The 24,108-nt window shown below is 41.9% G+C and carries 27 protein-coding genes; 22 read left to right on the top strand and 5 right to left on the bottom strand.

Annotated elements, in window-relative coordinates; genetic code table 11:
- Window positions 1-61: 61 nt before the first annotated feature.
- The 4 genes from AB1I63_05925 to AB1I63_05910 all read left to right on the top strand — a co-directional run bounded on the left by AB1I63_05925 (window position 62) and on the right by AB1I63_05910 (window position 4,218).
- Window positions 62-1,276, top strand: a complete 1,215-nt coding sequence (locus tag AB1I63_05925) for a pyridoxal phosphate-dependent aminotransferase (protein ID MEW4354420.1) — start codon at window positions 62-64, stop codon at window positions 1,274-1,276.
- Window positions 1,277-1,285: 9 nt separating this feature from the next.
- Window positions 1,286-2,719, top strand: coding sequence for an amidase family protein (locus tag AB1I63_05920; GenBank protein ID MEW4354419.1), 1,434 nt, complete (start codon window positions 1,286-1,288; stop codon window positions 2,717-2,719).
- Window positions 2,720-2,867: 148 nt separating this feature from the next.
- Window positions 2,868-3,656, top strand: coding sequence for a GTP-sensing pleiotropic transcriptional regulator CodY (gene codY / locus AB1I63_05915; protein ID MEW4354418.1), 789 nt, complete (start codon window positions 2,868-2,870; stop codon window positions 3,654-3,656).
- 1 nt (window position 3,657) lies between these two features.
- Window positions 3,658-4,218 (top strand): isochorismatase family cysteine hydrolase, encoded by a 561-nt coding sequence (locus tag AB1I63_05910; GenBank protein MEW4354417.1) that lies wholly within the window; start codon window positions 3,658-3,660, stop codon window positions 4,216-4,218.
- Between the two features lie 88 nt (window positions 4,219-4,306).
- Here the strand turns inward: AB1I63_05910 and AB1I63_05905 are convergent, their stop codons facing one another.
- A complete protein-coding gene (locus tag AB1I63_05905) occupies window positions 4,307-5,566 on the bottom strand; it encodes an ISL3 family transposase (GenBank protein ID MEW4354416.1) in 1,260 nt (419 codons plus the stop codon).
- Between the two features lie 294 nt (window positions 5,567-5,860).
- Between AB1I63_05905 and gatC the strand changes: the two genes are divergently transcribed.
- The 4 genes from gatC (at window position 5,861) to AB1I63_05885 (ending at window position 10,172) form a co-directional block, all read left to right on the top strand.
- Window positions 5,861-6,163: an Asp-tRNA(Asn)/Glu-tRNA(Gln) amidotransferase subunit GatC gene (gatC, locus tag AB1I63_05900; protein ID MEW4354415.1), complete on the top strand. Its 303-nt coding sequence runs from the start codon at window positions 5,861-5,863 to the stop codon at window positions 6,161-6,163.
- Window positions 6,163-7,629, top strand: coding sequence for an Asp-tRNA(Asn)/Glu-tRNA(Gln) amidotransferase subunit GatA (gene gatA, locus AB1I63_05895; GenBank protein MEW4354414.1), 1,467 nt, complete (start codon window positions 6,163-6,165; stop codon window positions 7,627-7,629). The genes gatC and gatA overlap by 1 nt, the downstream gene beginning before the upstream one ends.
- Window positions 7,629-9,068: an Asp-tRNA(Asn)/Glu-tRNA(Gln) amidotransferase subunit GatB gene (gatB, locus tag AB1I63_05890; protein MEW4354413.1), complete on the top strand. Its 1,440-nt coding sequence runs from the start codon at window positions 7,629-7,631 to the stop codon at window positions 9,066-9,068. Before gatA ends, gatB begins: the two co-directional genes overlap by 1 nt.
- Window positions 9,069-9,266: 198 nt before the next feature.
- Window positions 9,267-10,172, top strand: a complete 906-nt coding sequence (locus AB1I63_05885) for a DMT family transporter (GenBank protein ID MEW4354412.1) — start codon at window positions 9,267-9,269, stop codon at window positions 10,170-10,172.
- Window positions 10,173-10,199: 27 nt separating this feature from the next.
- Here the strand turns inward: AB1I63_05885 and yidC are convergent, their stop codons facing one another.
- Together yidC and AB1I63_05875 are read right to left on the bottom strand one after the other, a co-directional pair.
- Window positions 10,200-11,123, bottom strand: a complete 924-nt coding sequence (yidC, locus tag AB1I63_05880) for a membrane protein insertase YidC (protein MEW4354411.1) — start codon at window positions 11,121-11,123, stop codon at window positions 10,200-10,202.
- Between the two features lie 78 nt (window positions 11,124-11,201).
- Complete coding sequence (locus AB1I63_05875; GenBank protein ID MEW4354410.1) at window positions 11,202-11,480, bottom strand: acylphosphatase; 279 nt, start codon at window positions 11,478-11,480, stop codon at window positions 11,202-11,204.
- 154 nt (window positions 11,481-11,634) lie between these two features.
- Between AB1I63_05875 and AB1I63_05870 the strand changes: the two genes are divergently transcribed.
- The 14 genes from AB1I63_05870 (at window position 11,635) to yidD (ending at window position 21,640) form a co-directional block, all read left to right on the top strand.
- A complete protein-coding gene (locus tag AB1I63_05870; GenBank protein ID MEW4354409.1) occupies window positions 11,635-12,372 on the top strand; it encodes an RNA methyltransferase in 738 nt (245 codons plus the stop codon).
- Window positions 12,373-12,418: 46 nt separating this feature from the next.
- Entirely contained in the window at window positions 12,419-12,907 is a 489-nt protein-coding gene (locus tag AB1I63_05865) for an HDIG domain-containing metalloprotein (protein ID MEW4354408.1), read from the top strand.
- 20 nt (window positions 12,908-12,927) lie between these two features.
- A complete protein-coding gene (locus AB1I63_05860) occupies window positions 12,928-13,611 on the top strand; it encodes a Bax inhibitor-1/YccA family protein (protein ID MEW4354407.1) in 684 nt (227 codons plus the stop codon).
- Between the two features lie 603 nt (window positions 13,612-14,214).
- A complete protein-coding gene (locus tag AB1I63_05855; GenBank protein ID MEW4354406.1) occupies window positions 14,215-15,465 on the top strand; it encodes a diaminopimelate decarboxylase in 1,251 nt (416 codons plus the stop codon).
- Window positions 15,466-15,514: 49 nt separating this feature from the next.
- Window positions 15,515-15,757 carry a YneF family protein gene (locus AB1I63_05850; protein MEW4354405.1) on the top strand — a complete coding sequence of 81 codons (243 nt, stop codon included), beginning with the start codon at window positions 15,515-15,517 and terminating at the stop codon, window positions 15,755-15,757.
- 193 nt (window positions 15,758-15,950) lie between these two features.
- Entirely contained in the window at window positions 15,951-16,745 is a 795-nt protein-coding gene (gene racE / locus AB1I63_05845; GenBank protein MEW4354404.1) for a glutamate racemase, read from the top strand.
- Complete coding sequence (locus AB1I63_05840) at window positions 16,742-17,737, top strand: nucleoside-triphosphate diphosphatase (GenBank protein ID MEW4354403.1); 996 nt, start codon at window positions 16,742-16,744, stop codon at window positions 17,735-17,737. The genes racE and AB1I63_05840 overlap by 4 nt, the downstream gene beginning before the upstream one ends.
- The gene (locus tag AB1I63_05835) at window positions 17,713-18,234 is read left to right on the top strand and encodes a metallophosphoesterase (GenBank protein MEW4354402.1); all 522 of its coding nucleotides are present in this window, start codon (window positions 17,713-17,715) and stop codon (window positions 18,232-18,234) included. The genes AB1I63_05840 and AB1I63_05835 overlap by 25 nt, the downstream gene beginning before the upstream one ends.
- Window positions 18,231-18,692, top strand: a complete 462-nt coding sequence (cbpB, locus tag AB1I63_05830; protein ID MEW4354401.1) for a cyclic-di-AMP-binding protein CbpB — start codon at window positions 18,231-18,233, stop codon at window positions 18,690-18,692. Before AB1I63_05835 ends, cbpB begins: the two co-directional genes overlap by 4 nt.
- The gene (xerD, locus tag AB1I63_05825; GenBank protein ID MEW4354400.1) at window positions 18,689-19,420 is read left to right on the top strand and encodes a site-specific tyrosine recombinase XerD; all 732 of its coding nucleotides are present in this window, start codon (window positions 18,689-18,691) and stop codon (window positions 19,418-19,420) included. The genes cbpB and xerD overlap by 4 nt, the downstream gene beginning before the upstream one ends.
- Window positions 19,420-20,130 (top strand): segregation/condensation protein A, encoded by a 711-nt coding sequence (locus AB1I63_05820; protein MEW4354399.1) that lies wholly within the window; start codon window positions 19,420-19,422, stop codon window positions 20,128-20,130. The genes xerD and AB1I63_05820 overlap by 1 nt, the downstream gene beginning before the upstream one ends.
- The gene (gene scpB, locus AB1I63_05815) at window positions 20,123-20,692 is read left to right on the top strand and encodes an SMC-Scp complex subunit ScpB (protein ID MEW4354398.1); all 570 of its coding nucleotides are present in this window, start codon (window positions 20,123-20,125) and stop codon (window positions 20,690-20,692) included. Before AB1I63_05820 ends, scpB begins: the two co-directional genes overlap by 8 nt.
- Window positions 20,679-21,404, top strand: coding sequence for a pseudouridine synthase (locus AB1I63_05810; protein MEW4354397.1), 726 nt, complete (start codon window positions 20,679-20,681; stop codon window positions 21,402-21,404). Before scpB ends, AB1I63_05810 begins: the two co-directional genes overlap by 14 nt.
- Window positions 21,401-21,640 carry a membrane protein insertion efficiency factor YidD gene (gene yidD, locus AB1I63_05805; protein ID MEW4354396.1) on the top strand — a complete coding sequence of 80 codons (240 nt, stop codon included), beginning with the start codon at window positions 21,401-21,403 and terminating at the stop codon, window positions 21,638-21,640. Before AB1I63_05810 ends, yidD begins: the two co-directional genes overlap by 4 nt.
- A 229-nt stretch (window positions 21,641-21,869) precedes the next feature.
- Here yidD and AB1I63_05800 read toward each other — a convergent pair whose 3' ends face one another.
- Entirely contained in the window at window positions 21,870-23,096 is a 1,227-nt protein-coding gene (locus AB1I63_05800; GenBank protein ID MEW4354395.1) for an MFS transporter, read from the bottom strand.
- Between the two features lie 92 nt (window positions 23,097-23,188).
- A complete protein-coding gene (locus AB1I63_05795; protein MEW4354394.1) occupies window positions 23,189-24,067 on the bottom strand; it encodes an Rgg/GadR/MutR family transcriptional regulator in 879 nt (292 codons plus the stop codon).
- Window positions 24,068-24,108 lie beyond the last annotated feature (41 nt).

Genomic DNA, 24,108 nt, shown 5'->3' with positions numbered 1-24,108 from the left:
TTTAGAAATTTTAGACTATTTGCGGTATAATGAAGAAATGATGATGAAATGAGGTACAAACATGAAGCAATTTGAGAAATCAAGCAAATTGGAACACGTTGCCTATGATATTCGTGGTCCCGTCTTGGAAGAAGCGATGCGTATGCGGGCAAATGGAGAGAAAATTCTCCGTTTAAATACGGGAAATCCAGCTGAGTTTGGCTTTACAGCACCTGATGAGGTCATTCATGATTTGATTATGAACGCAAGAAGCAGTGAAGGCTACTCAGACTCTAAAGGGATTTTCTCTGCTCGTAAGGCAATTATGCAGTATTGCCAGCTAAAGAAGATTCCAAATGTCGACATCGAAGATATTTATCTAGGAAATGGTGTCAGTGAATTGATTGTCATGTCCATGCAAGGGCTTTTAGACGATGGAGATGAGGTTTTAGTGCCGATGCCTGATTATCCTCTCTGGACGGCAGCAGTCAGCCTAGCTGGGGGAAATGCGGTGCATTATGTCTGTGATGAAGCAGCAGAATGGTACCCGGATATGGCAGATATCAAATCGAAAATCACCTCAAACACCAAGGCGATTGTCCTCATCAATCCTAACAATCCGACAGGGGCTTTGTATCCCAAGGAAGTCTTAGAAGAAATTGTGGAAATCGCGCGGGTCAATGATTTGATTATTTTCTCAGATGAGATTTATGATCGCATGGTTTTTGATGGAGAAGTACATATTCCGATTGCCAGTCTAGCGCCAGATTTATTCTGTGTGACGATGAATGGTTTGTCTAAATCCCATCGTATCTGTGGTTTCCGTGTAGGCTGGATGGTCTTATCTGGACCGAAACATCATGTCAAGGGCTACATTGAAGGGCTCAATATGTTGTCGAATATGCGCCTTTGCTCCAACGTCTTGTCTCAGCAAGTCGTACAGACCTCGCTTGGTGGTTATCAATCGGTCGATGAACTCTTGATTCCTGGCGGGCGCCTCTATGAGCAACGGGAATTTATCACCAAAGCCATCAATGAAATTCCAGGTCTATCAACTGTGAAGCCTAAGGCTGGACTCTATGTCTTTCCAAAAATCGACCGCACGATGTATCGGATTGATGATGATGAGCAGTTTGTTTTGGAATTTTTGAAGCAGGAGAAGGTCTTGCTGGTTCATGGACGTGGCTTTAACTGGAAAGAACCAGATCATTTCCGTATCGTTTATCTACCACGAGTCGATGAGTTAGCGCAGATCCAAGAAAAGATGACTCGTTTCTTGCGTCAATACCGTAGGTAAGGAGTCGCTATGGAAGAGTATGAAGACTGGGGACTGCCAACTGAGGAGAAGATTGCGTTTGGGAAAGAAGAGTTGATTGCAGCTATTGATGCGCAGTTAGCTAGTGTGGAGTTAGACAAGGTACTGTCAAAAACGCCTTTGATGGCTCAAAAAAGCATGGCAGAATTGCAGGCAGGAATTGAGCGAGGAGATTTTACCTATGAAGAGTTGACGGCTTACTATCTCTTTCGGATTCGAGAGTTTGATCAAGCTGAGCAAGGCATGAATGCCGTCAGTGAAATCAATCCCCGTGCCCTTGAAGAAGCAAGAAATTGGGATGGCTCAAGTGATATCCTGCCTTTAAAAGGGATGCCTGTTTTGGTCAAGGAAAATATCAACACCAAGGATTTGCCAACCAGTGCAGGAACGATAGCGCTCAAGGATTTTGTACCAAAAGAAGATGCTCCAATTGTGGAATCCTTAAAGGTACAAGGAGCGATTGTCTTAGGAAAGGCAAATTTATCGGAACTATCCTATTGGATGGGGGAGTCTGTTCCTTGTGGTTATAGTAGCAAGAAAGGACAAACTCACAATCCTTTTGCTCCTGTGGTGTTATCACCTCTAGGTTCTAGCTCGGGCAGTGCTGTGGCTATGGCGACTGATTTGGCAGCTTTTTCGCTTGGAACAGAGACCGCTGGCTCTATCCTAGCGCCTGCTGGAGTGTTGTCTGTTGTAGGCTTTAAGCCGACGAGAGGAGCGTTATCCTCTGAGGGTGTAGTTCCTATCAGTCATTCCCTTGATACAGTTGGATTTCTGGCTCGTACAGTTGCAGATATTTGCTTGTCCTATGAAGCGGTGACAGGAGAGCACAGTCGTCTTGAGGAACATCATCTTTCAGGCAAGCGCTTTGGTTTACTGCTCCCAAGCTCAGAAGAGTTTACAGACAAGTTTAGAAGCTATGCCGAAAAGACTGGTGCAGAAGTGGTAGAAATGTCCTGTGATTTGGCTGATTTTGACCTTTTACACATTCTTTTGGAGGAGTTTGAAGAGGATTTTAATCACTATCTAACCACCTACCAAGCACCGATTAAAAGCTTGACAGACTTGATTGCATTTAACGAGAAACATCCTAAAGAGCGTATGCGCTATGGACAAGAGCTTCTGGAGAAATCCCTCCATTATGATCAAAAAGATAGAGATAAGGTTCAAAAAATCATTCAAGAAGCTGAACGCTTATTAGATAGATTGTTAGCGGAACATCAGCTAGATGCTTTGGTTTGTCAAGATACTAGCCATACGAATCTTGCTGCTCTTGCAGGAACACCTTCGATTTCTATTCCTTTTGGATGCAAGGGGAAATGCCCAATAGGAGTGAGTTTCATGACAGGAAAAGAACAAGATACTTTCTTGTTAGAGATTGCCTATGCCTTTGAGCAGGCCACTAAGCTCCGGCAAATACCTTAGAATAAAAAATCTGTGCCATGAAAGCACAGATTTTTTATATGCTTCAATATATCTCTCAAAAAAAGTAGCAAAATAAGCAATTTTCAGATAATTATTGAAAAAAATCGTGTTTTGTGCTATAATGAAAGCGATTGAATTGAGGTAAAAAATGGCAACAATATTAGAAAAAACAAGAAAAATTACGTCCATTCTGAAGCGCTCAGACGAAAAACTTCAGGATGAACTTCCCTATAATCCCATTGCTAAACAATTAGCAGAGGTGATTGATTGCAATGCCTGTATCATTGATAGCAGGGGGCGTTTGCTTGGCTATTTCATGCGTTATAAGACTAATAATGACCGTGTGGAAGAATTTTTTCAAACACAGAAATTTCCAGAAGAGTATGTGAAGTCTGCAACCTTGGTGTATGATACTGAGGCGAATTTGTCAGTGGATAATGAATTGACGATTTTTCCAGTCGAAACAAAGCATGAGTTTCCAGATGGTTTGACAACGATTGTACCGATTCATGTGACAGGGATTCGTTTGGGAACCTTGATTATTTGGAGGAATGACGAGCAGTTCCACGATGATGATTTGATTTTGGTGGAAATTGCAAGTACTGTCGTAGGGATTCAGCTCTTGAATTTCCAACGAGAAGAAGACGAGAAAAATCTTCGTCATCGAATGGCAGTAAATATGGCAGTGAACACCCTCTCTTACTCAGAATTACGAGCAGTATCAGCCATTTTAGAGGAGCTAGATGGTAGTGAAGGTCAACTGACAGCGTCGATCATCGCAGACCGTATCGGCATTACTCGTTCAGTGATTGTCAATGCTCTTCGTAAGTTAGAGAGTGCTGGTATCATCGAAAGCCGTTCACTTGGGATGAAAGGAACCTATCTAAAGGTCCTGATTCCAGAGATCTTTGATGAAATTAAGAAGCGAGATTACTAAAATGCCCAAAGCATTGATTTCGATTGATTACACGGTTGACTTTGTAGCTGACGATGGGAAATTAACTGCAGGCGTACCTGCTCAAGCTATTTCTGATAAGATTTGTGAAGTGACGAAAGCCGCCTTTCAACGGGGAGACTATATTTTCTTCACCATTGATGGGCATGAGGCGCTTGATTATTTTCATCCAGAAAGTAAGCTCTTTCCGCCCCATAACCTCATAGGGACAGCTGGTCGCACTTTGTATGGTCCTTTGGCTGCTTTTTTTGAGCAAGAAAAAGAAAACGACCGTGTCTTTTGGATGGATAAACGGCATTATTCTGCTTTTTCAGGGACGGATTTGGATATACGGTTGCGGGAGCGGCGTATTGATACCGTGATTTTGACTGGTGTGTTAACGGATATCTGTGTGCTTCATACGGCGATTGATGCTTATAATTTAGGCTATCAGATTGAGATTGTTTCAACTGCGGTGGCTTCGATTGAAGAAGCGCAGCATGAATTTGCACTTCATCATATGGAGCATGTTCTAGGAGCAAAGGTGTCCGAAGAATTAGTATAGAAAATGGCACTTTGTCAACTGTAGTGGGTGAAGTATTACCCCATACGAGAGAGAATCAGGCACTTTGTCAACTGTAGTGGGTGAAGTATTATCCCATACGAGAGAGAATCAGGTTGGTTCTCTCTTTTTGTATGTTTAAAGCGATGAGAATTTTTGTTTTAAAGTTTTTGAAGTTTCGGAAACCGAAAGCTTGTCGTTTGATGTCTTTGATAAGTTTGTTAGTAGCTTCTAGCTTAGCGTTTGAATAAGGTAATTCAAGTGCATTGGTAATGTATTGTCTGTATTTGAGAAAGGTTGTAAAGACTGTTCTGAAAGTAGAATTCACAGTAGGTAAATAGTCTTCTATCAGTCCGAAGAAAGCCTCACTGTTCTTCTCTTGAAAATGGAACATCAAGAGTTGATAAAGGTCATAATAGTGCCTTAGTTCCTCTGATAAGTCTAAGGTTTTTTGAACTACTTCTCTAGGGGTTAATGTTTGCCTAAAGGTTCGAGAATAAAAGAGTTTGTTAGAGAGTTTCCGGCTGTCCTTTTGGAGGATTCTCCAATGATGTTTCATAGCACGATAAGGGAGAGAGCCCTTGTCACAGTTCTTCATAATGGCAATCCGAGTAGCCATCATCGCCCGGCTCAGGTGCTGAATAATATGGAAACGATCCAGAACAATCTTTGCTTTCGGGAATAAGAATTTAATGATAGGAATGTAGTTACCAGCCATATCTACAGTTACGACTTTGACGTTTTCCCTCATCTCTCTCGTGTATTTGAGGAAGTAGTTTTTAATGGTTGTTTGCCGATTATTCTCAAGAATAGTGATAATCTTTTTGGTTTGAAAATCCTGAGCGATAAATGCAAGCTTTCCCTTATTACATGAGAATTCATCCCAGGAGAGGATTTTAGGTAATTGTGAGAACTGTTCCTTGAAGGAGAATTGATTCAGTTTTCTCTGTACAACAGAGACAGAGATATGAAGTCTTCTAGCAATATCGGAGTTCGTTAGTTTTTCCGTATGTAGTTGAGTGATTTTATCCCAGATAGGTTGAGAAATTTGATGATGTTTCTTGACGAGAGGCGTTTGAGAAACGGATACACGTAGACAAGTCTTGCATTTAAAGCGCCGTTTTCTCAGTTTTAGAAGAGTAGGAAATCCTTGAAGATCGAGAATAGGAATAGAGGATTCTCGTTGGAAGTCATATTTTATCATCTTTCCTTGGCAGTGAGGACAAGGAGGAGAAGGATAATCTAAGGTTGCTTGAATGAGGATATGGGATTTAGACTTGTAAGCAGAAGTGATGGTGATATTTTTATCTTTTATTCCGATAAGATTTGTGGTATTATTAAGTCGTTCCATATGATTCTTTCTAATGTGAGTTTCGTCGCTTTTCATTATAGATTATATGGGACTTTTTTTCTACACTGAAAAAGCCCTATAATCTCTTCAGTGGAAGTTACCCACTACAGAAATTATAGAGCCTAGAAAATCAGCTTTCATGCTAGTAGGATGAAAGCTTTTTTCATGAAAAATTGCGGGCAGATTGCTCTCCTTATCATTGAAGAAGAGGGGCTGTTTGTGGTAAAATAAGAAGATCATACTTTTTGAAAATCTAATGGATTTTTAGAAGTAGAAGCAAGAAAGGACAAAGAGATGAAAATCACACAAGAAGAAGTCACACACGTTGCGAATTTGTCAAAGCTAGCATTTTCAAAAGAAGAGACGGCAGAATTTGCGATGACACTCTCAAAGATTGTGGACATGGTGGAGTTGCTAGATGAGGTGGACACGACAGGCGTTCCCTTTACGTCAAATGTTGCAAATAATTTGAACTACATGCGAGAAGATGTGGCAGAAAAAGGTTGGAATCGTGATGAGCTATTCCAAAATGTGCCTGAAAAAGAAGGAAACTATATTAAAGTACCTGCAATTTTAGAAGATGGAGGAGATGCCTAATGTCTTTACATACAAAAACGATTGATGAATTGCATGAGTTATTGGTCAATAAAGAAATTTCAGCTGTTGAGTTGACAAAGAGCACCTTAGAGGATATTGAAGCGCGTGAAGCTACTGTGGAGAGCTTTATTACCGTGAGTCGTGATGAAGCTCTTAAGCAAGCTGAAAAAGTTGATGAAAAAGGAATTGATGCTGAGAATGTAATGAGCGGGATTCCGATTGCCATTAAGGATAATATCTCGACCAAGGGAATCTTGACAACCGCTGCGTCAAAAATGCTTTACAACTATACTCCGATTTTTGATGCGACCAGTGTTGAAAAAATCTATGACAAGGATATGATTGTCATCGGAAAGACCAACATGGATGAGTTTGCCATGGGAGGATCAACAGAGACTTCTTATTTTAAAAAGACCAAGAATGCTTGGGATGAAACAAAAGTGCCAGGTGGTTCATCTGGTGGTTCTGCGACTGCGGTTGCATCTGGTCAGGTGCGCTTGTCGCTCGGCTCAGACACAGGTGGCTCAATCCGCCAACCTGCTGCTTTTAATGGAATTGTTGGGATGAAGCCGACTTACGGACGGGTGTCTCGTTTTGGCTTGATTGCTTTTGGAAGCTCCTTGGATCAAATCGGTCCATTCTCTCAGACAGTCAAAGAAAATGCCCAGTTGCTCAATGTGATTTCAGGGCATGATCGGAAGGATTCGACTTCGTCTCAGCTTGAGGTGCCAGATTTTACGCAAAAAATTGGTCAAGACATTAAGGGAATGAAGATTGCTCTTCCAAAAGAATATATGGGAGATGGTATTGATGAGCAGGTGAAAGAGACTATTCTTGCGGCAGCAAAACACTTAGAGAGCTTGGGTGCGATTGTCGAGGAAGTGAGTCTTCCCCACAGTAAGTATGGGGTGGCGGTTTACTATATCGTAGCGTCTTCTGAGGCTAGCTCAAACTTGCAACGCTTTGATGGGATTCGCTATGGCTATCGCGCAGAGAATATTGAAAATCTCGAAGATGTCTATGTGAAAACACGGAGCCAAGGGTTTGGAGATGAGGTAAAACGTCGCATTATGCTAGGAACCTTTAGTTTGTCTTCTGGTTACTACGATGCTTACTTTAAAAAGGCAGGGCAAGTACGGACTCTTATTATGCAGGATTTTGCCAAAGTTTTTGCAGATTATGATTTGATTTTAGGTCCGACTGCTCCAACAGTGGCTTATGATTTGAATTCTCAAAATCAAGATCCAGTAGCCATGTATTTGGCAGATATTTTGACCATTCCAGTCAATTTAGCAGGTCTTCCAGGGATTTCGATTCCAGCAGGTTTTGTGGATGGCTTGCCAGTCGGACTTCAGCTGATTAGCAATCATTTTGAAGAAGAAACTCTGTACCAAGTCGCTGCTGCTTTTGAAGCAACGACAGATTACCATAAACAACAACCCGTGATTTTTGGAGGTGAAGGCTAATGAATTTTGAAACGATTATTGGACTGGAAGTCCATGTGGAGTTGAAAACCAATTCAAAGATTTTCTCACCTGCTCCTGCTCACTTTGGAGAGGATCCAAATGCCAACACCAATATCATTGACTGGTCGTTTCCTGGTGTCCTTCCTGTGATGAATAAAGGGGTGATTGATTGTGGGATTAAGGCAGCTTTGGCTTTGAATATGGCGATCCACCAAAAGATGCATTTTGACCGCAAGAATTATTTCTACCCAGACAATCCAAAAGCCTATCAAATTTCCCAGTTTGATGAGCCGATTGGCTACAATGGTTGGATTGAGATTGAACTAGAAGATGGCTCAACCAAGAAAATTCGTATTGAACGTGCGCACCTAGAAGAAGATGCTGGAAAAAATACCCACGGAACAGACGGTTACTCTTATGTAGATTTGAACCGTCAGGGTGTGCCTTTGATCGAGATTGTATCAGAAGCCGATATGCGTAGTCCTGAGGAAGCCTATGCTTACTTGACAGCGCTGAAAGAAATCATCCAATACACCGGTATTTCCGATGTGAAAATGGAAGAAGGTTCCATGCGGGTTGATGCCAATATCTCTCTTCGCCCATATGGTCAAGAAGAATTTGGAACGAAAACTGAGTTGAAAAACTTGAATTCCTTTAACTATGTTAAAAAAGGATTGGCGTATGAGCAGAAACGTCAGGCAGAAATCTTGCGCAGTGGTGGAAAAATTCGCCAAGAAACTCGTCGTTATGATGAGGCGACAGGCGAGACGATTCTGATGCGGGTCAAAGAAGGAGCGGCTGATTACCGTTACTTCCCAGAACCAGATATTCCGATTTTTGAGATTGATAACAACTGGATTGAGGATATGCGAAAAGAGTTGCCAGCCTTTCCAAGAGAACGTCGCACCAAGTATGTGGAGAGCTATGGCTTGTCAGATTATGACGCTCGTCAGCTGACGGCGAACAAAGTGACGTCTGACTTCTTTGAAGCAGCTCTTGGTCTGGGCGGAGATGCTAAGCAAGTGTCCAACTGGTTGCAAGGCGAGGTGGCTCAGTTCTTAAATGCGGAACAAAAGACCTTGGCAGACCTTGCCTTAACACCTGAAAATTTAGTTGAAATGATTGGCTTGATTGCAGATGGTACGATTTCATCTAAGATTGCTAAGAAAGTCTTTGTGCATTTGGCGAAAAACGGTGGCTCTGCCCGTGAATATGTGGAAAAAGCTGGCTTGGTTCAGATTTCAGATCCAGAAGTGTTGATTCCAATCATTCACCAAGTCTTTGCGGACAATGAAGCCGCGGTAGCAGACTTCAAAGCAGGAAAACGTAATTCTGATAAGGCATTTACAGGCTTCCTTATGAAAGCAACCAAAGGACAAGCCAACCCACAAGTGGCACAAGCTCTACTTGCTCAAGAATTGCAGAAATTGTTGGATTAAATGGAGATTTCTATATCCTATTTTTTCCATTGAGCTAGAAAAAATTATTTTATGTAATAGAACGAGTGTGTGAATTGCTCCAAACCGTTAGACTAAACATCTAGCGGTTTTTTGTAGGATAAGGTCCTATTTTTTACAAAAGCTTGTGTGTTTTGGAGAATTTTTGGTACAATAATTTTAACAAAGAGAGGAGAAGAGATGACAAAAGAAGGAAGAGGGATTCTTTATGTCCTGATTGCAGGGATTGCTTGGGGATTGTCAGGTACCTGTGGTCAATATTTGATGGCGCGTGGTTTTCCACCCTTTTTATTGACCAGTGTTCGTATGGTGATTGCAGGATTTTGTTTGTCGATGATTGCCTATCTAAAGACAAGTCCAAACTTTATCAAGCTCCTCAAACAACCTAAGCTTGTTTTATCTATCATTGGTTTTTCAGTGATTGGCTTGCTGCTAAATCAATTTTCCTATTTGATGGCTATCCGTGAGACCAATGCAGGGACGGCGACGGTTTTGCAGTATTTGTGCCCGATTTTAGTATTGGCTTATGCTTGTTTTCATCAAAAGCGATTGCCAACCAAGATTGAAAGCTTCTCCATGTTAGCAGCCGTTTCGGGAACCTTTCTCATTGCGACGCATGGTCAACTAACACAATTAGCGGTAACGCCATCGGGTCTCTTTTGGGGCTTGGTAGCAGCTTTTAGCTACGCTTCTTATATTGTGTTGCCGATTCACTTGATTAAACAGTGGGGAAGTTTATCGGTCAATGGTATTGGCATGTTTTGTACAGGTTTAATGGTTTTTCCATTTAGCCAACCTTTAGCTTTTGACTGGCAAATAGATGCTTTTATGATTCTTGCTCTATTGGGCATTATCGGCGTTGGAACCATTTTGACCTATACTTTATTTCTAGCTGGAGCGAGTTTGATTGGTCCTGTTAAGTCCAGCTTATTGGCTTCAATTGAGCCGATTTCAGCAGTCTTTTTCGCCTTTTGGTTAATGGGCAGTCAATTCTACTTGCTTGATTTATTGGGGATGGCTTTGATTTTATTAGGCGTGGTTTTGATTTCTTACCGTGATTTAAAAATGATCAAACAAAAATCCTAAGGAAGTTGATTTCCTTAGGATTTTGTGTTATCTTGAGCGTTGCTTTCCAGCGTTACGGTTTTTCTTTTTATTCTTTTTTGTGTTTGTTTCAATAGCACTGCTCATTTGAGGAGTGACATCTTTCATACGTCCAGAATTGCTCATTGCTTTTGGTGGATTTTTTGCAAATTCTTCAGCGACTTGCTTTTTCATGCGTGGACGTACGAGGAAATTCACAACTACTTGTTGGATAATTTGGATCAATCCTCCGACAACCCAGTAAAGCGTCAATCCAGCAGGAGATGAGAAGGAGAAGATGAGCATCATGATTGGAGTCATGTAAGCTGTCTTTTTCATAATCTCTTTTTGGCTCTCATCAATACCAACCATCATGAGCATGGATTGAATATAGTAAAGAGCTCCTACAATGACTGTTAAAAGGATGCTTGGACTTCCTAAATGAATCCCTAAATAGCTACTTTCAGCGACACCTGGTGTGTAGCGAACAGCTGCAAAGAGACCGAGGAAGAAAGGCATTTGGATAAGGACAGGTAAGCAGCCAACGCCACCAAAGACACTCACTCCGTTTTCTTTTTGAGCTGCCATGAGGGCTTGTTGAGCAGCGAGTTTTTCTTCCTGAGTTTCAGCGGTTTTGAGTCGATCTTGGAAAGGTTCTAAAATCGGTTTTAGATAATTCATCTTTTCAGACTGATAAGCAGCCTTCCAAGATTGATAAATCCCTAGTGGGAAGATGATTAAACGCACGATGATGGTCACTAGGATAATCGCAATCCCAAAACCAAGAGCTTGGTTATTAGCAAAGTAGTCAATCCCCCAGCTCATTGGTTTTCCAAAGAAATCCCAGAAAATCCCATAAGGTTGCCCGCTTTTATCAACAGGCACACAGCCCGTCAGAAAGAGAATCGAGGCAAGGCTTAGTCCTGCAAATAAGATACGATTGTTTTTTTTCACGTTGTTCTTTCCTTTTTCTAAAAGTTATACCTATCTATTCTACTTCTTTTTTAGAAAATACACAATAGTTCTTTAGACCTAATTTGCAATTTTAAAGTCTTTATAGGACTCGAAATTTGCGAGAGTAACATCTAGATAGGTTACTTTTGAAAAGGGGGTTGGACCTTTTCTTACTTCTTGGATAAATTTTGCCATGAGAGGGGCTTCTTTGCTTTCAGCTAAAATCTCTACCGTGCCGTCCTCTCTGTTCCAAACACGACCAGTAATGCCGCCGATTTCTAAAGCAAGGGTGTAAACACCCCAGCGAAATCCGACTCCCTGCACCCGACCTTGGGCAATCATTCTGACTTTTTTCACATTGTCCTCCTTTTAGTTTGCTCGTTTTTACTAGTATGAGGGAAGTTAAACGACGTAAGAAAGTCCATGAGAGATGACTTTTCATTCCCTTATATTATACTACCTTTTCGATGAACTTAGTAAAATTTGAGTAGATTTGTGGTATAATACTTCTATGACTATTATAACCTCAAAAGCTAATCAAGTGGTAAAAAATACCAAAAAATTACATCAAAAAAAATATCGGAAGGATTCGTATCTGATTGAGGGCTGGCATTTGTTTGAAGAAGCGGTGAAGGCAGGAGCAGACATCAAGCGGATTTTTGTTCTTGAAGCTTATCAAGATAAGGTAGCGGATTTCACGCAAGTTGTGTTGGTGACGCAAGAAGTTCTAGCAGATTTAGCAGACTCAAAGACCCCCCAAGGGATTGTGGCGGAAATCGCTTTGGAAAAGCCTGTTTTGCCTCAGACGCTTAACGGGAAGTACCTCTTTTTGGAAGATGTGCAAGATCCTGGCAATGTCGGAACCATCATTCGGACAGCGGATGCGGCTGGCTTTGACGGTGTTTTTCTGTCTAAACATTCAGCGGATTTGTACAATCTCAAAACCCTTCGTTCTATGCAAGGCAGTCATTTTCATGTGCCGATTTATCGGATGGACACGAGTGACATCCTTGATTTAGCAAGGGCATCTAGGTTGTCTATTTTAGCAACGACCTTGGCTCAGGATTCGGTGGATTATAGGACGCTTACCAATCAAGAATTTCTCTTAGTCATGGGTAATGAAGGTCAAGGGATTAGCTCTGATGTGGCAAAGGCAGCAGACCAGCTGGTTCATATTTCAATGAAAGGGCAGGCAGAGAGCTTAAACGTAGCTGTTGCCGCAGGTATTCTCATATTTGCTTTAAGTTAATTTTCAGAAAAGAGCTTATAATGAGAAATAATAAGGAGGTGAGGACATGCCTTACCAAAAAGATCACGACTATCTAAACCATGTGGAGCCTCTTCTATCCCACAAGCGGGTGCAAAAACTCAAGACTATTCCACATCATATCCATTCCAATCGCTTGGAGCATTCGATTAACGTCAGTTATACGAGCTATAAAATTGCAAAAAAATTGGGCTGGGATGAGAGAAGTGCGGCGCGAGGCGGACTGTTGCATGATTTGTTTTATTATGATTGGCGAACGACCAAGTTTAATAAAAGTCATGCTTGGGTTCATCCAAGACTTGCTGTGAGAAATGCTCGCAAGGTAACGATACTTAATAAAATCGAAGAAGATATTATCATCAAGCACATGTGGGGAGCAACCCTTGCTCCACCTCGGTATAAGGAAGCCTATATCGTCACGATGGTGGATAAGTACTGGGCGGTGAAAGAGGCAACAGCTCCTTTTCGCAGAAAAGTCAAAACCAAACTTTTCCATCGAAAAATGTTAAAATCATAGAAAAGAAAAAGGAGATTCAAATGAACCATACAATTATTCAAGAAAGAGCAGGACTCAATCAGTTCTACGCTAAAGTCTATGGATTTGTCGGCTTAGGTGTGGGTATTTCGGCTCTAGTAGCTGCTCTAATGCTAACGAGCTTAAGTGGTGTTTTGCAGGCTGTTTTGCTAGGAAATCGTGTGATTTACTACGGCGCTATCTTTTTAGAGCTCGCTCTTGTCTTTATGGCGTCAAATATGGCGATGAAAAATAGCCCAGCAGCTCTTCCGCTCTTTTTGACCTATTCAGCCCTTAATGGCTTTACCATGAGTTTTGTGGTGGCGATGTACACGAGACAGACTGTTCTTGCGGCTTTTGTTAGCTCTGCTCTGATGTTTTTTGTCATGGCAGGGATTGGCATGGTGGTCAAAAAAGACCTATCAGCTATGGGACGTGCCATGACAGGGGCTTTGATTGGAGTGTTGATTGCGAGTCTAATCAATGTCTTTTTACACAGCAGTGGTTTGAGTTACATCATTAGCTATATCATGGTGGTGATTTTTGCAGGCTTGATTGCTTGGGATAATCAAAAAATTCGCTATGTCTATGAGCAGACCAATGGACAAGCTAAACTTGGGTGGGTCGTATCTCTTGCTCTTAGTCTTTATCTTGACTTTATCAATCTTTTCCTTAGTATCTTGCGAATCTTTGGAAGAAATGACTAGAAAAATCATATAGGATTGGATGAAAATATCCAGTCCTTTTTTGGACGAATAATGAAAGGAGTGAACGGTTGAAAGCGATCATAAAAAAGGTATGATTTTACAAGATGCGATTTTTGAGGCTAGTCTCTGTCTGATTCGCTATTTTCCAGTTCACTTTGTGTCAGATCTTAGCTTGGTCAAGGGGGCGTATTCTTTAGGGAAAACACTACTTTATGCTGCAAAGTTCTTGCTAATCTTGTTTAATCAACTAGCTGCTGTGGAGATCATTCTTCCCTATCTTCCTCGGCCTTATGGGAGGTTTTGTAGAGTCATCTTATTCTTGCTAATCGTCTTTGGCATTGTAAAGATCGGACCCAAGGATAATCGAAAAACTTGATCTTAATGTTGTTTTATAGTCATTTAGTTTTAATTTATTACGTCGTTACCTCGTCTAGCCTAACCTAAGCTATGCCTGCGACTCGTTGCCTCGTACTAAATCAAAACTAAACAACTATATCTGTTAAAAACCGAACGAGGGAGTAGATTTTGTCTAGCTCTCTTTTCATATGCCCATATTTTATGCTATACTGATAGAATATGTGAGAGAATAGAGAGGGAGAGAATATGAAACAACCATTTGTCACTCGTGAGCAGCTAGAAACCATTACCCAACAATTTCCAACGCCTTTTCATCTGTATGATGAAAAAGGAATTCGAGAAACCGCGCGTGCTCTTCACCAAGCTTTTTCTTGGAATGAAGGCTTTAAGGAGTACTTTGCGGTGAAAGCAACCCCGACTCCAGCGATTTTGAAAATCCTTCAAGAAGAAGGTTGCGGAGTGGATTGTGCCAGCTATGTGGAGCTTTTGATGAGCCATAAGCTTGGTTTTTCTGGAAATGATATTATGTTTTCATCCAATAACACACCTTTATCGGAGTATGTGTATGCACGAGAGATTGGAGCGACCATTAACTTAGACGCCTATGAAGATTTGGTGGGGTTGAAAGAGAGTGCAGGTATCCCAGAAGTGATTTCTTGTCGCTACAATCCAGGGGGGACTTTTGAGCTGGGAACAGATATCATGGATCACCCCGAAGAGTCTAAATTTGGCATGACCAAAGACCAGCTTATTCAAGCTTTTACAGAATTAAAAGCACTAGGAGCCAAGAAATTTGGGATTCATGCCTTTCTAGCGTCTAATACAGTGACGAATGATTACTACCCAGAGTTGGCTCGTCAGTTGTTTATGTTGGCGGTCGAAGTAGTCGAAAAAACGGGTGTTGATTTGGATTTTATCAATCTCTCAGGGGGGATTGGGGTCAATTATCGACCAGAAGAAACTGCAAATGATATTTTAGCGATTGGTGCAGGGGTGAAAAAGGTCTATGAAGAGGTCTTGACTCCTGCAGGCTTAGGGAAAATTAAAATCTTTACTGAGTTAGGACGCTTTATGCTAGCGCCACATGGGCTTCTTGTGACCAAGGTTTTGCACAAAAAAGAAACTTATCGCACGTATATTGGAGTCGATGCTTCAGCGGTCAATCTCATGCGTCCATCTATGTACGGTGCTTATCATCACATCACCAATATGGAAAATCCAAATGGTGAGAAAACAGTCGTCGATGTGGTGGGAAGTCTTTGTGAAAATAATGATAAATTTGCCGTCAATCGTGAGTTGCCAGAGACTAAGATCGGTGATACCTTGGTGATTCATGACACAGGTGCGCATGGGTATTCGATGGGTTATCAGTACAATGCCAAGCTCCGCTCAGCAGAGATTCTCTTAGAAGAAACTGGCTCAAGCCGGATGATCCGCAGAAAAGAAGAACCCGAAGATTACTTTGCGACTTTGTATGGATTTGATTTTGAAAAATAAAGGATTCATGGTATAATAAGAGGTAATGTAAAATAGAGGGAGAACAATGATGAATATCGGATTAGCAATTTTCTTAATCGTGTTGGCATTTTTTGGAGGAATCCTTGCAGGTATGTTTTTGGTCCGCAAGCAGTTGGAAAAGGAATTTGCAGATAACCCACGTTTAAACGTGGATGCAGTGCGAATGATGTTGTCTGCAAATGGTCAAAAACCAAGCGAGGCAAAGGTTCAGCAAGTTTATAACCAAATTAAGAAACAACAAAAAGCAGCACTAAAAAAAGCGAAAAAATAAACAAATTGCTTGTCAAATGAGGTCCTAGACCTCTTATAAAAAAATGGGGATTTGGGATTGCTACTCAAGAAAATCAAAGTAGGCGAGGCAAGAGTGTCACGGATAAAACGAACCTTATCTGTGACGGATACATGGCAGCGGCTTTGGCATTTTAAGAGTATGAGCCCAGTCCCTTCTTTAGAAGGAAGACCTTATGGATAATCGACCAATTGGTTTTTTAGACTCGGGTGTGGGAGGCTTGACTGTGGTGCGTGAGCTCATGCGTCAGCTTCCTCACGAAGAAGTCATCTATATCGGCGATTCAGCGCGTGCACCCTATGGTCCTAGACCAGCTGAGCAGATTCGGGAGTACACATGGCAGCTGGTTCGGTTTCTTTTGACCAAGAATGTCAAGATGATTGTCATCGCCTGCAATACCGCAACAGCTGTGGCTTGGGAAGAGATCAAAGCAGAGTTGTCAATTCCAGTTTTGGGAGTGATTTTACCAGGGGCTAGTGCAGCGATTAAATCTACAACTAGCGGAAAAATAGGGGTGATTGGCACCCCCATGACGGTGAACTCAGACATTTATCGAAAAAAAATTGAAAATCTATCACCAGAAATGCAGGTGTCAAGTCTCGCCTGTCCTAAATTTGTTCCTCTGGTAGAGTCCAATGAATTGAACTCTAGTGTGACCAAAAAAGTAGTCTATGAAAGCCTAGCGCCTTTGAAAGGTAAGGTAGATACACTGGTTTTGGGCTGCACCCATTATCCGCTTTTGCGACCGATTATCCAAAATGTGATGGGGCCAAGTGTCAAGTTGATTGATAGCGGAGCTGAGTGTGTGCGGGATATTTCGGTGCTGCTTAATTATTTTGAAATCAATCATAGCAGGCATGAAACAGACCTGCACCATGCTTTTTATACAACGGCAAATGCCAAGAGCTTTGCAGATATCGCAACAGCTTGGCTAGGATGCGAGATAGAAGTGGAGCATACAGAACTATGACAGAAAAAATCTACGAATACAAGGACGAAAACGATTGGTATATTGGAAATTGGCAGGGGCATAATTTTATCGCAGGTATGGGAGATATACGCTCCCATGATTTATTACCAGGTTTTTCAACCATTGTGGATGGAGAGAATGAACCATTCTCAGAAGAAGCGTGGAAGGCTGGAGGATATGATGTGACGATCATTCGTTACTCTTCGGTCTTTCGCTTGATGAACTTTGTCATCGACATTATCAATGACAATACCGATCGCAAGCTTGAGGTGATTCAACGTCAAGGTGCTCTTTTAGTAGTAGAAGAGGGGCACCTGCTCTATGTGCATGTGCCTAAGGACGGCGTTGTTTTAGAGGACTTTTTAGGGCAAAAAGAGGTGCGTGATACGCTGCTCATTGCCACACGAAATGAAGGCAAGACTACTGAATTTCGTAAGATGTTTGATACATTAGGGTTGGATGTAGAAAACCTCAATGACTATCCAGATCTCCCTGAAGTGGCAGAGACAGGCATGACCTTTGAAGAAAATGCACGCCTCAAGGCAGAAACGATTGCAAAGCTAACAGGAAAGATGGTCTTGGCTGATGATTCAGGGCTTAAGGTTGATATCTTAGGTGGCTTACCTGGTGTCTGGTCAGCACGCTTTGCAGGAGTTGACGCGACGGATGCAGAAAACAATGCCAAACTGCGCCACGAATTAGCCATGGTTTTTGACAAGAAAAATCGCTCGGCTCAGTTCCATACAACCTTGGTTGTTGCAAGTCCAGACAAGGAAAGTCTTGTGGTTGAGGCAGACTGGGATGGCTATATTGCTTTTGAGCCTAAGGGTGAAAATGGCTTTGGCTACGATCCTCTCTTTTTAGTGGGTGAAAGCGAGCAAACCGCGGCTGAGCTAACCTTGGAAGAAAAAAATGAACAATCCCACCGCGCTCAAGCGGTTAAAAAATTACTGGAGGTATTTCCATCATGGCAAAGCAAACCATCATTGTAATGAGTGATTCTCACGGTGATCGTGCCGTGGTTGAGGATATTAAAGAGCATTATTTAGGGAAGGTCGATGCCATTTTCCACAATGGAGATTCAGAATTAGCGAGTGATGATCCAATCTGGCAAGGGATCACTGTTGTAGCGGGAAATATGGACTTTTATGGGGGTTACAAGGATCGCTTGTTAACGCTTGTAGGGGATACTCGGATTGCCCAGACCCATGGTCATTTGTATATGATTAACTTTGGTTTTCAAAAGTTGGATTTTTGGGCTCAGGAGAAAAATGCCGATATTTGTCTTTATGGACATCTCCATGTACCAGATGCTTGGATGGAAGGGAAGACTCTCTTTTTAAACCCAGGATCTGTCAGCCAACCGCGTGGGGTGGTGAACGAACGCCTATATGCGAAGGTAGAGATCACAGATGAGGCTTATAAAGTGGATTTCTACACGAGAGAGCATCAACTCTATCCGAGCCTTTCAAGGGAGTTTGCTAGATGATTGATAAAGCATTTGAAACCTATCTTTTGGAGCAAGAGGAGACATTTCTGACACCGGCGGATAATTTGGCAGTTTTGATTGATACCCATAATGTGGATCATGCGATTTTGCTACTCAGCCAGATTACCTATTCGCGGGTGCCAGTCATTACGGCAGACAAGGAGTTTGTAGGGACTATTTCCTTGACAGATATTTTGTCCTATCAGCTCAAGCACGATCTTCCCGATGAGGAATTTCTTCGGACCGACATTGTGGATATTGTGGAAAAAGATCGTCCGACAGTTGGTGTGGATTTCACCGTGACAGAAGTTCTCCACAAGTTAGTGGATGAATCTTTCTTACCGGTCGTTGATGAACAGCATCATTTCCAAGGGATTATTACGCGAAAATCAATCCTGAAAGCCATCAATGCTCTTCTCCATAATTTTGCAAGTGAATATGAGATGATTGCCAAATGAAAGAAGAAATTAGCCGATTTTTAGAACAAAAACATTTATCCACTAATTCGCGTTCTGCCTATACCTATGATTTAGAGCAATTTGTAACCTTGACTCATGGGAAAATCACAGATACCAATCTGCGGATTTATCAGGCGTCCATCGCAGATTTTAAGCCTGCGGTGCAAAAGCGTAAGCTATCTGCGGTCAATCAATTTCTCCACCATCTTTACCGAAAGCGTCTGGTGGAGGATTTCCACCGTTTGGAATTACCTAAGGTGGGGATTGCTAAGGACCATGATGCAGAGCTATTAGACTTGTCTATCTTTTGGGAGGATACCAAAGAAAGCAAGGGGCGCTTGATTGCTCTCTTGATTGTCGAGCTGGGGTTATTACCGAGTGAAATTTTGAGTTTGAAAGTAGCAGATATCAATCTTGACTTTCAGATTATTCGGATTGAAAAAGCAGGCCAGCGTCGGATTGTGGAAATCCCTGATCCATTGACGAGTGTGTTAGAAGAAGTGATGGACGGGACTTATCTCCTTGAAAAGAATGGAAAAGCCTACTCACGACAGTGGGGCTTTCGTCAGCTAGAGGCTTTTTTGGCAGAAAAAGAGCAGAATTCCTTATCCGCCCAAAGTCTCAGAGAGCAATACATTCTCCGCCAGAGAGAGCGTGGGGTGGATGTTGCACAAATCGCTAAGAACTTAGGCCTTAAAACCATGGTGACCTTAGAAAAGTATAGATGATGGATATAAAGATTAAGGACTTTGAAGGTCCCTTGGACCTCTTGCTTCATCTGGTGTCCAAATACCAGATGGATATTTATGATGTCCCGATAACCGAGGTCATCGAGCAATACCTAGCCTATGTATCGACCCTGCAAGCGATGAAGTTAGAAGTCACAGGGGAGTACATGGTCATGGCTAGCCAGCTCATGCTGATCAAAAGTCGGAAGCTCTTGCCAAAAGTCACAGATACGGTGGAGCTAGCAGACGATTTAGAACAAGACCTCTTGTCTCAAATCGAGGAATACCGAACCTTTAAACTCTTGGGAGAAAAGCTTGCTGAGCAGCACGAAGAAAGGGCTCAGTTTTATTCGAAGCCCCGTATGGAATTGGTCTATGAAGATGCAGAGCTCTTGCATGATAAGACGACACTTGATCTCTTTTTAGCTTTCTCAAAGTTAATGACGAAAAAGCGTGAAGAGTTTAAGCAAAGCCATACAACCATTGTCCGTGATGAGTATAAAATTGAGGATCTGATGGAAGTGGTGAGAAGTCGTTGTAAGGAGCAGAAACGCTTGATTCTTCAAGATTTGTTTATAGAAGCGCGAGATATCCATGAAATGATTACGCTCTTTCTAGCCACTTTGGAGCTCATCAAGGTGCAGGAAATCTTGGTTCTTCAGGACGAAAATTTTGGAAATATTTATCTAGTAGGAAAAAGAAATGAGTAAGTTAGCAGAGATTGAAGCTCTTTTATTTGTGGCAGGAGAGGAAGGTCTCAAGGCGAGGCAGTTGGCAGAGCTTCTCTCGATTCCACCGACAGGAGTGGTACAGAGTCTCGAAAAATTACAGGAAAAGTATCGAGAAGATACAGATTCGTGCTTGGAGCTTCTTGAAACCTCTCAAACCTATAAATTGGTAACGAAGAAAGCTTTTGCGGAAGTTTTGCGAGACTATTCCAAAGCGCCCATCAATCAGAGTTTATCGCGGGCAGCTCTTGAAACCTTGTCTATTATCGCTTATAAACAGCCCATTACCCGTATTGAAATAGATGAGATTCGGGGGGTGAATTCAAGCGGTGCAATTGGGAAGCTCCTTGCCTTTGATTTGATCAAGGAAGCTGGGAAAAAAGAAGTGATTGGGCGTCCCAATTTATATGCCACAACAGACTATTTCCTGGATTATATGGGAATCAATCATATTGAAGAATTGCCAGTCGTTGAGACACTGGATTTGGTTGCAGAGGAAAGCCAACTCTTTGCTGAAAGGATAGAAGAAGATGAGAATCAATAAATACATTGCCCATGCAGGGGTAGCGAGCAGAAGGAAGGCAGAGGAGCTGATTAAGCAAGGCCTTGTGACGATTAACGGTCAAGTGGTGAGAGAGCTTGCGACAATTGTCAAATCAGGAGACAAGGTCGAAGTAGAGGGGCAGCCGATTTACAATGAAGAAAAAGTCTATTACCTGCTCAATAAACCACGCGGTGTGATTTCAAGTGTGAGCGATGATAAGGGCAGAAAGACGGTTGTAGATTTATTGCCGCATGTAGCGGAGCGGATTTATCCTGTTGGACGCTTAGACTGGGATACATCTGGTGTCCTGATTTTGACCAATGACGGAGATTTCACCGATGAGATGATTCACCCGCGTAATGAGATTGACAAGGTCTATGTAGCGCGTGTGAAAGGGATTGCGAATAAAGAGGTTCTTCGTCCCTTGACACGAGGAGTGGTCATTGATGGGAAGAAAACCAAGCCAGCGGTCTATGAAATCCTAAAAGTCGATCCTGTGAAAAACCGCTCAGTTGTTCAGCTGACGATTCACGAAGGACGCAATCACCAAGTCAAAAAAATGTTTGAGACAGTGGGGCTTATAGTAGATAAGCTATCCCGGACCCAGTTTGGTCATTTAGACTTGACAGGTCTGCGATCAGGTGAGTCAAGACGTCTGAATAAAAAAGAAATCAGCCAGCTTCATACGCTAGCTGTGACTAAGAAGAAATGATAAAGCAGCTCTTGATTGCGCCGGTAGTTCTTTACCAGCGCGTGATTTCGCCCATCTTGCCACCGTCTTGTCGCTATCATCCGACCTGTTCGACCTATATGATTCAAGCTATTGAAAAACATGGTCTGAAAGGTGTTCTCATGGGGATAGCACGAATTTGTCGCTGCCATCCCTGGGCAGAAGGTGGAGAGGATCCCGTGCCAGATCACTTTAGCTTAAAAGCAAATCGGAAATAGATAGGTAAAACAAAGCGAGGCTGAGACAAAAGTGTCCAGCCTCGCTTCTTTTATAGATTTGACAATTTGGCGTATATCAATAGTCAGGGAAGTGATTATTGATCCCTGAGCTTGAAAACTAGAAGGTGAGGACAGTCCAGTGGACTGTTACTACCTGAGCCTAAAAATTAGAAAGCAAAGTTGACAAAATGAACGCTTGAGTTTCACTCCCTTTTACTATGGATGAGTCTTATTTTTTTGTCCGATAAGAAAGGTAGAGGGATAAGAGTGCAATCCCGCTAAAGCTAGCCCAAGCCAAGCCTACATTCCAGAGAGCAAGGCTGGTAAAGAGCATGGTTCCAGCTGGAATGGAAAAAGAGAACAGGAAGGTCAAGAAAGAAGAGGTTTGAGCAAGGACATTTGCTGGAATGCTATTCAGTAGCATACTTTCAATTTTGGGATTGACCTTGTAGACTAGATAGACCATAAAGGCAATCAGGCTTAGGGAAACAAGGCTAGGTAGGTGCAGGAAATTGCTAAGTCCAAGAGCCATCATGCCAATGGATGTCCAAATCAAGATAGTTTCAATAGATTGTTTGGCAAAGTAGTCATTTGGGGTCAGGCTAGAGATAACCATGCCTAAGATACTAATGATTTGAATCAAGAAAATCGATTGGCTAAAGGAAAGTTCAAAGAGAGGATGTTCCAAGAGGTAGAGGTTGTAAAGGGCTGTGAGTGATCCTCCAAGAGCATTGATTGCCAAAATGGCAACGAGCAGGGAGATAAAACTCCCATGGTCTTTTTGGTTAAAAATCAGTTGGGCATTCTGGTAAATATCGCGTAATTGCTTTTTAAGAGATTGGGTTTCTGGTTGTGATTCGACTTCTTCATAGGTTAGTTGATGGCGAACCAAGTATAGCACGCTTGATGAGAGTAAAAATGCAAGTGCATTGATGGTCGCAACTAAAGCAAAGTTTTGCTGACTAATGGCAAGAAGCCAGACGCCGATTCCTTGACCGATTAAGCCGCAGCCCACAGATAAAAGTTGTGTAAAGGAGTAGGCTTCCATCCGATCTTCTTCGGGGATATTTTTTTGAAGCATGGGCATTTGCAGTCCACCACGAAAATCACTCAGCATGTCTGAGAGAATGTTCAACAGGCAGACAATCGAAAAGGCGAGATAGGTGTGGGTCTTGGTTAGAAGAGCAATGATGAGGAAAAGTCCAGCTTGTAGGTAACCAATCTGAATCAGCCATTTAGCTTTGTGTTTCGTTTTATCTGCCTTTATGCCGACAAAGATTGTAAAGAAAGTCGGAACCAAGACGATGAGATTGGGAAGTGCAATAGCTAGGCTCGGATTGGGCATACTAGCAGCAAAAACGACAAAGACGAGATTGTAGATACTGGCGCCTGTTTTATTGAAAAAGCGCGAAAGGCTAATGATGGCAAAGAATGGATTTCGAAAAGCAAGTTTCATCGTTATTCTCCTTTATGGGTTTTCTAATTTATTTTAGTATAAACGAGAGCGTTTGTTTTTTAGAAAAAGTTGCATATTTTCAACGATATTTTTTAAAAAGAGTGAGATTCGTTCTTAACGAGCCCTTCCATTGCCTGCTGGTAGTAGAATAAGCTATCCTTGCAGTCTAACATGTCAAAGACTGTAAGCGCCTTAGTCATGAGCTTCTTTCCTTGTTTGAGATCTTCAAATTTATAGACAAACATACCCTTGGCAAAGAGATAGACAGCTCGTAGATAGGTTTCATTTTCCTTATAAAAATGTTCTTGGATTTTTTCATCAAAATATCTAGCAAGTTCTCTATCATTCTTTCCGATACAGAGTAGAAATCCATTTAATAGCATACTATGAATCAAGTCACGGTGAGATTCCATAGCATTTTGGGTATCCACACGCTTGAGCATTTCTTTTACATACTGAGTGTAGAGTTTAGGGGATAAAAAAGGCGTGCAAGTAGAAAAGAGTCGAAGTTCGTAGTTGCCCCAATGCTCGATAGAAAAAAGATAGTGATAGAGAAAGTCCATTTCTTCGTTCGTAGCATGGACGTTTTTGGGGTCAATGCCTTTCATGCGCGCTTTGATGTTGAGGGCATTTAACATGTGGATTTCTTGTTTGTTAGTTTGATAAAGATCTTTTTCCTGCTGGTAAAGCTGATGGAGCTTACTCGTATCGGCCACATCCAGTGCTTGCTCAATTTGTTTGAAAATCTTTTTGTCAGGCTGCACTTGATAAGAACGACAGAGAAAGATAAATTCCTCCATATCGGTGTGGATATTATCCAACAGAGCAACTAATTTCTGGGCACCGATGTCGTGATTTCCACTTTCAAAGCGGGAAAGCATGGACTTGGAGCAAACTTCACCAGCCGCTTCTGTGAGCGACATGTGACGTGAGGTTCTGATTTCTTTGAAAATTTCTCCTAATGATTTCATAAATGCTTCTTTCTAATTGACACCATTATACCAAAATTTCA

This window comes from Streptococcus pneumoniae (genome assembly GCA_040719455.1).
GTDB lineage: Bacteria > Bacillota > Bacilli > Lactobacillales > Streptococcaceae > Streptococcus > Streptococcus pneumoniae_G.
This window is presented reverse-complemented; position numbering and strand designations above follow the sequence as displayed.

Coding starts and splice junctions, on each gene's coding strand:
- AB1I63_05855 (MEW4354406.1), top strand. CDS start 14,215: ATGAAACAACCATTTGTCACTCGTGAGCAGCTAGAAACCATTACCCAA.
- scpB (MEW4354398.1), top strand. CDS start 20,123: ATGAGTAAGTTAGCAGAGATTGAAGCTCTTTTATTTGTGGCAGGAGAG.
- yidD (MEW4354396.1), top strand. CDS start 21,401: ATGATAAAGCAGCTCTTGATTGCGCCGGTAGTTCTTTACCAGCGCGTG.
- codY (MEW4354418.1), top strand. CDS start 2,868: ATGGCAACAATATTAGAAAAAACAAGAAAAATTACGTCCATTCTGAAG.
- AB1I63_05870 (MEW4354409.1), top strand. CDS start 11,635: ATGACTATTATAACCTCAAAAGCTAATCAAGTGGTAAAAAATACCAAA.
- AB1I63_05925 (MEW4354420.1), top strand. CDS start 62: ATGAAGCAATTTGAGAAATCAAGCAAATTGGAACACGTTGCCTATGAT.
- gatB (MEW4354413.1), top strand. CDS start 7,629: ATGAATTTTGAAACGATTATTGGACTGGAAGTCCATGTGGAGTTGAAA.
- xerD (MEW4354400.1), top strand. CDS start 18,689: ATGAAAGAAGAAATTAGCCGATTTTTAGAACAAAAACATTTATCCACT.
- AB1I63_05920 (MEW4354419.1), top strand. CDS start 1,286: ATGGAAGAGTATGAAGACTGGGGACTGCCAACTGAGGAGAAGATTGCG.
- AB1I63_05910 (MEW4354417.1), top strand. CDS start 3,658: ATGCCCAAAGCATTGATTTCGATTGATTACACGGTTGACTTTGTAGCT.
- AB1I63_05885 (MEW4354412.1), top strand. CDS start 9,267: ATGACAAAAGAAGGAAGAGGGATTCTTTATGTCCTGATTGCAGGGATT.
- AB1I63_05820 (MEW4354399.1), top strand. CDS start 19,420: ATGGATATAAAGATTAAGGACTTTGAAGGTCCCTTGGACCTCTTGCTT.
- gatC (MEW4354415.1), top strand. CDS start 5,861: ATGAAAATCACACAAGAAGAAGTCACACACGTTGCGAATTTGTCAAAG.
- AB1I63_05835 (MEW4354402.1), top strand. CDS start 17,713: ATGGCAAAGCAAACCATCATTGTAATGAGTGATTCTCACGGTGATCGT.
- racE (MEW4354404.1), top strand. CDS start 15,951: ATGGATAATCGACCAATTGGTTTTTTAGACTCGGGTGTGGGAGGCTTG.
- AB1I63_05865 (MEW4354408.1), top strand. CDS start 12,419: ATGCCTTACCAAAAAGATCACGACTATCTAAACCATGTGGAGCCTCTT.
- AB1I63_05795 (MEW4354394.1), bottom strand. CDS start 24,067: ATGAAATCATTAGGAGAAATTTTCAAAGAAATCAGAACCTCACGTCAC.
- AB1I63_05860 (MEW4354407.1), top strand. CDS start 12,928: ATGAACCATACAATTATTCAAGAAAGAGCAGGACTCAATCAGTTCTAC.
- cbpB (MEW4354401.1), top strand. CDS start 18,231: ATGATTGATAAAGCATTTGAAACCTATCTTTTGGAGCAAGAGGAGACA.
- AB1I63_05850 (MEW4354405.1), top strand. CDS start 15,515: ATGAATATCGGATTAGCAATTTTCTTAATCGTGTTGGCATTTTTTGGA.
- gatA (MEW4354414.1), top strand. CDS start 6,163: ATGTCTTTACATACAAAAACGATTGATGAATTGCATGAGTTATTGGTC.
- AB1I63_05840 (MEW4354403.1), top strand. CDS start 16,742: ATGACAGAAAAAATCTACGAATACAAGGACGAAAACGATTGGTATATT.
- AB1I63_05810 (MEW4354397.1), top strand. CDS start 20,679: ATGAGAATCAATAAATACATTGCCCATGCAGGGGTAGCGAGCAGAAGG.
- AB1I63_05800 (MEW4354395.1), bottom strand. CDS start 23,096: ATGAAACTTGCTTTTCGAAATCCATTCTTTGCCATCATTAGCCTTTCG.
- AB1I63_05905 (MEW4354416.1), bottom strand. CDS start 5,566: ATGGAACGACTTAATAATACCACAAATCTTATCGGAATAAAAGATAAA.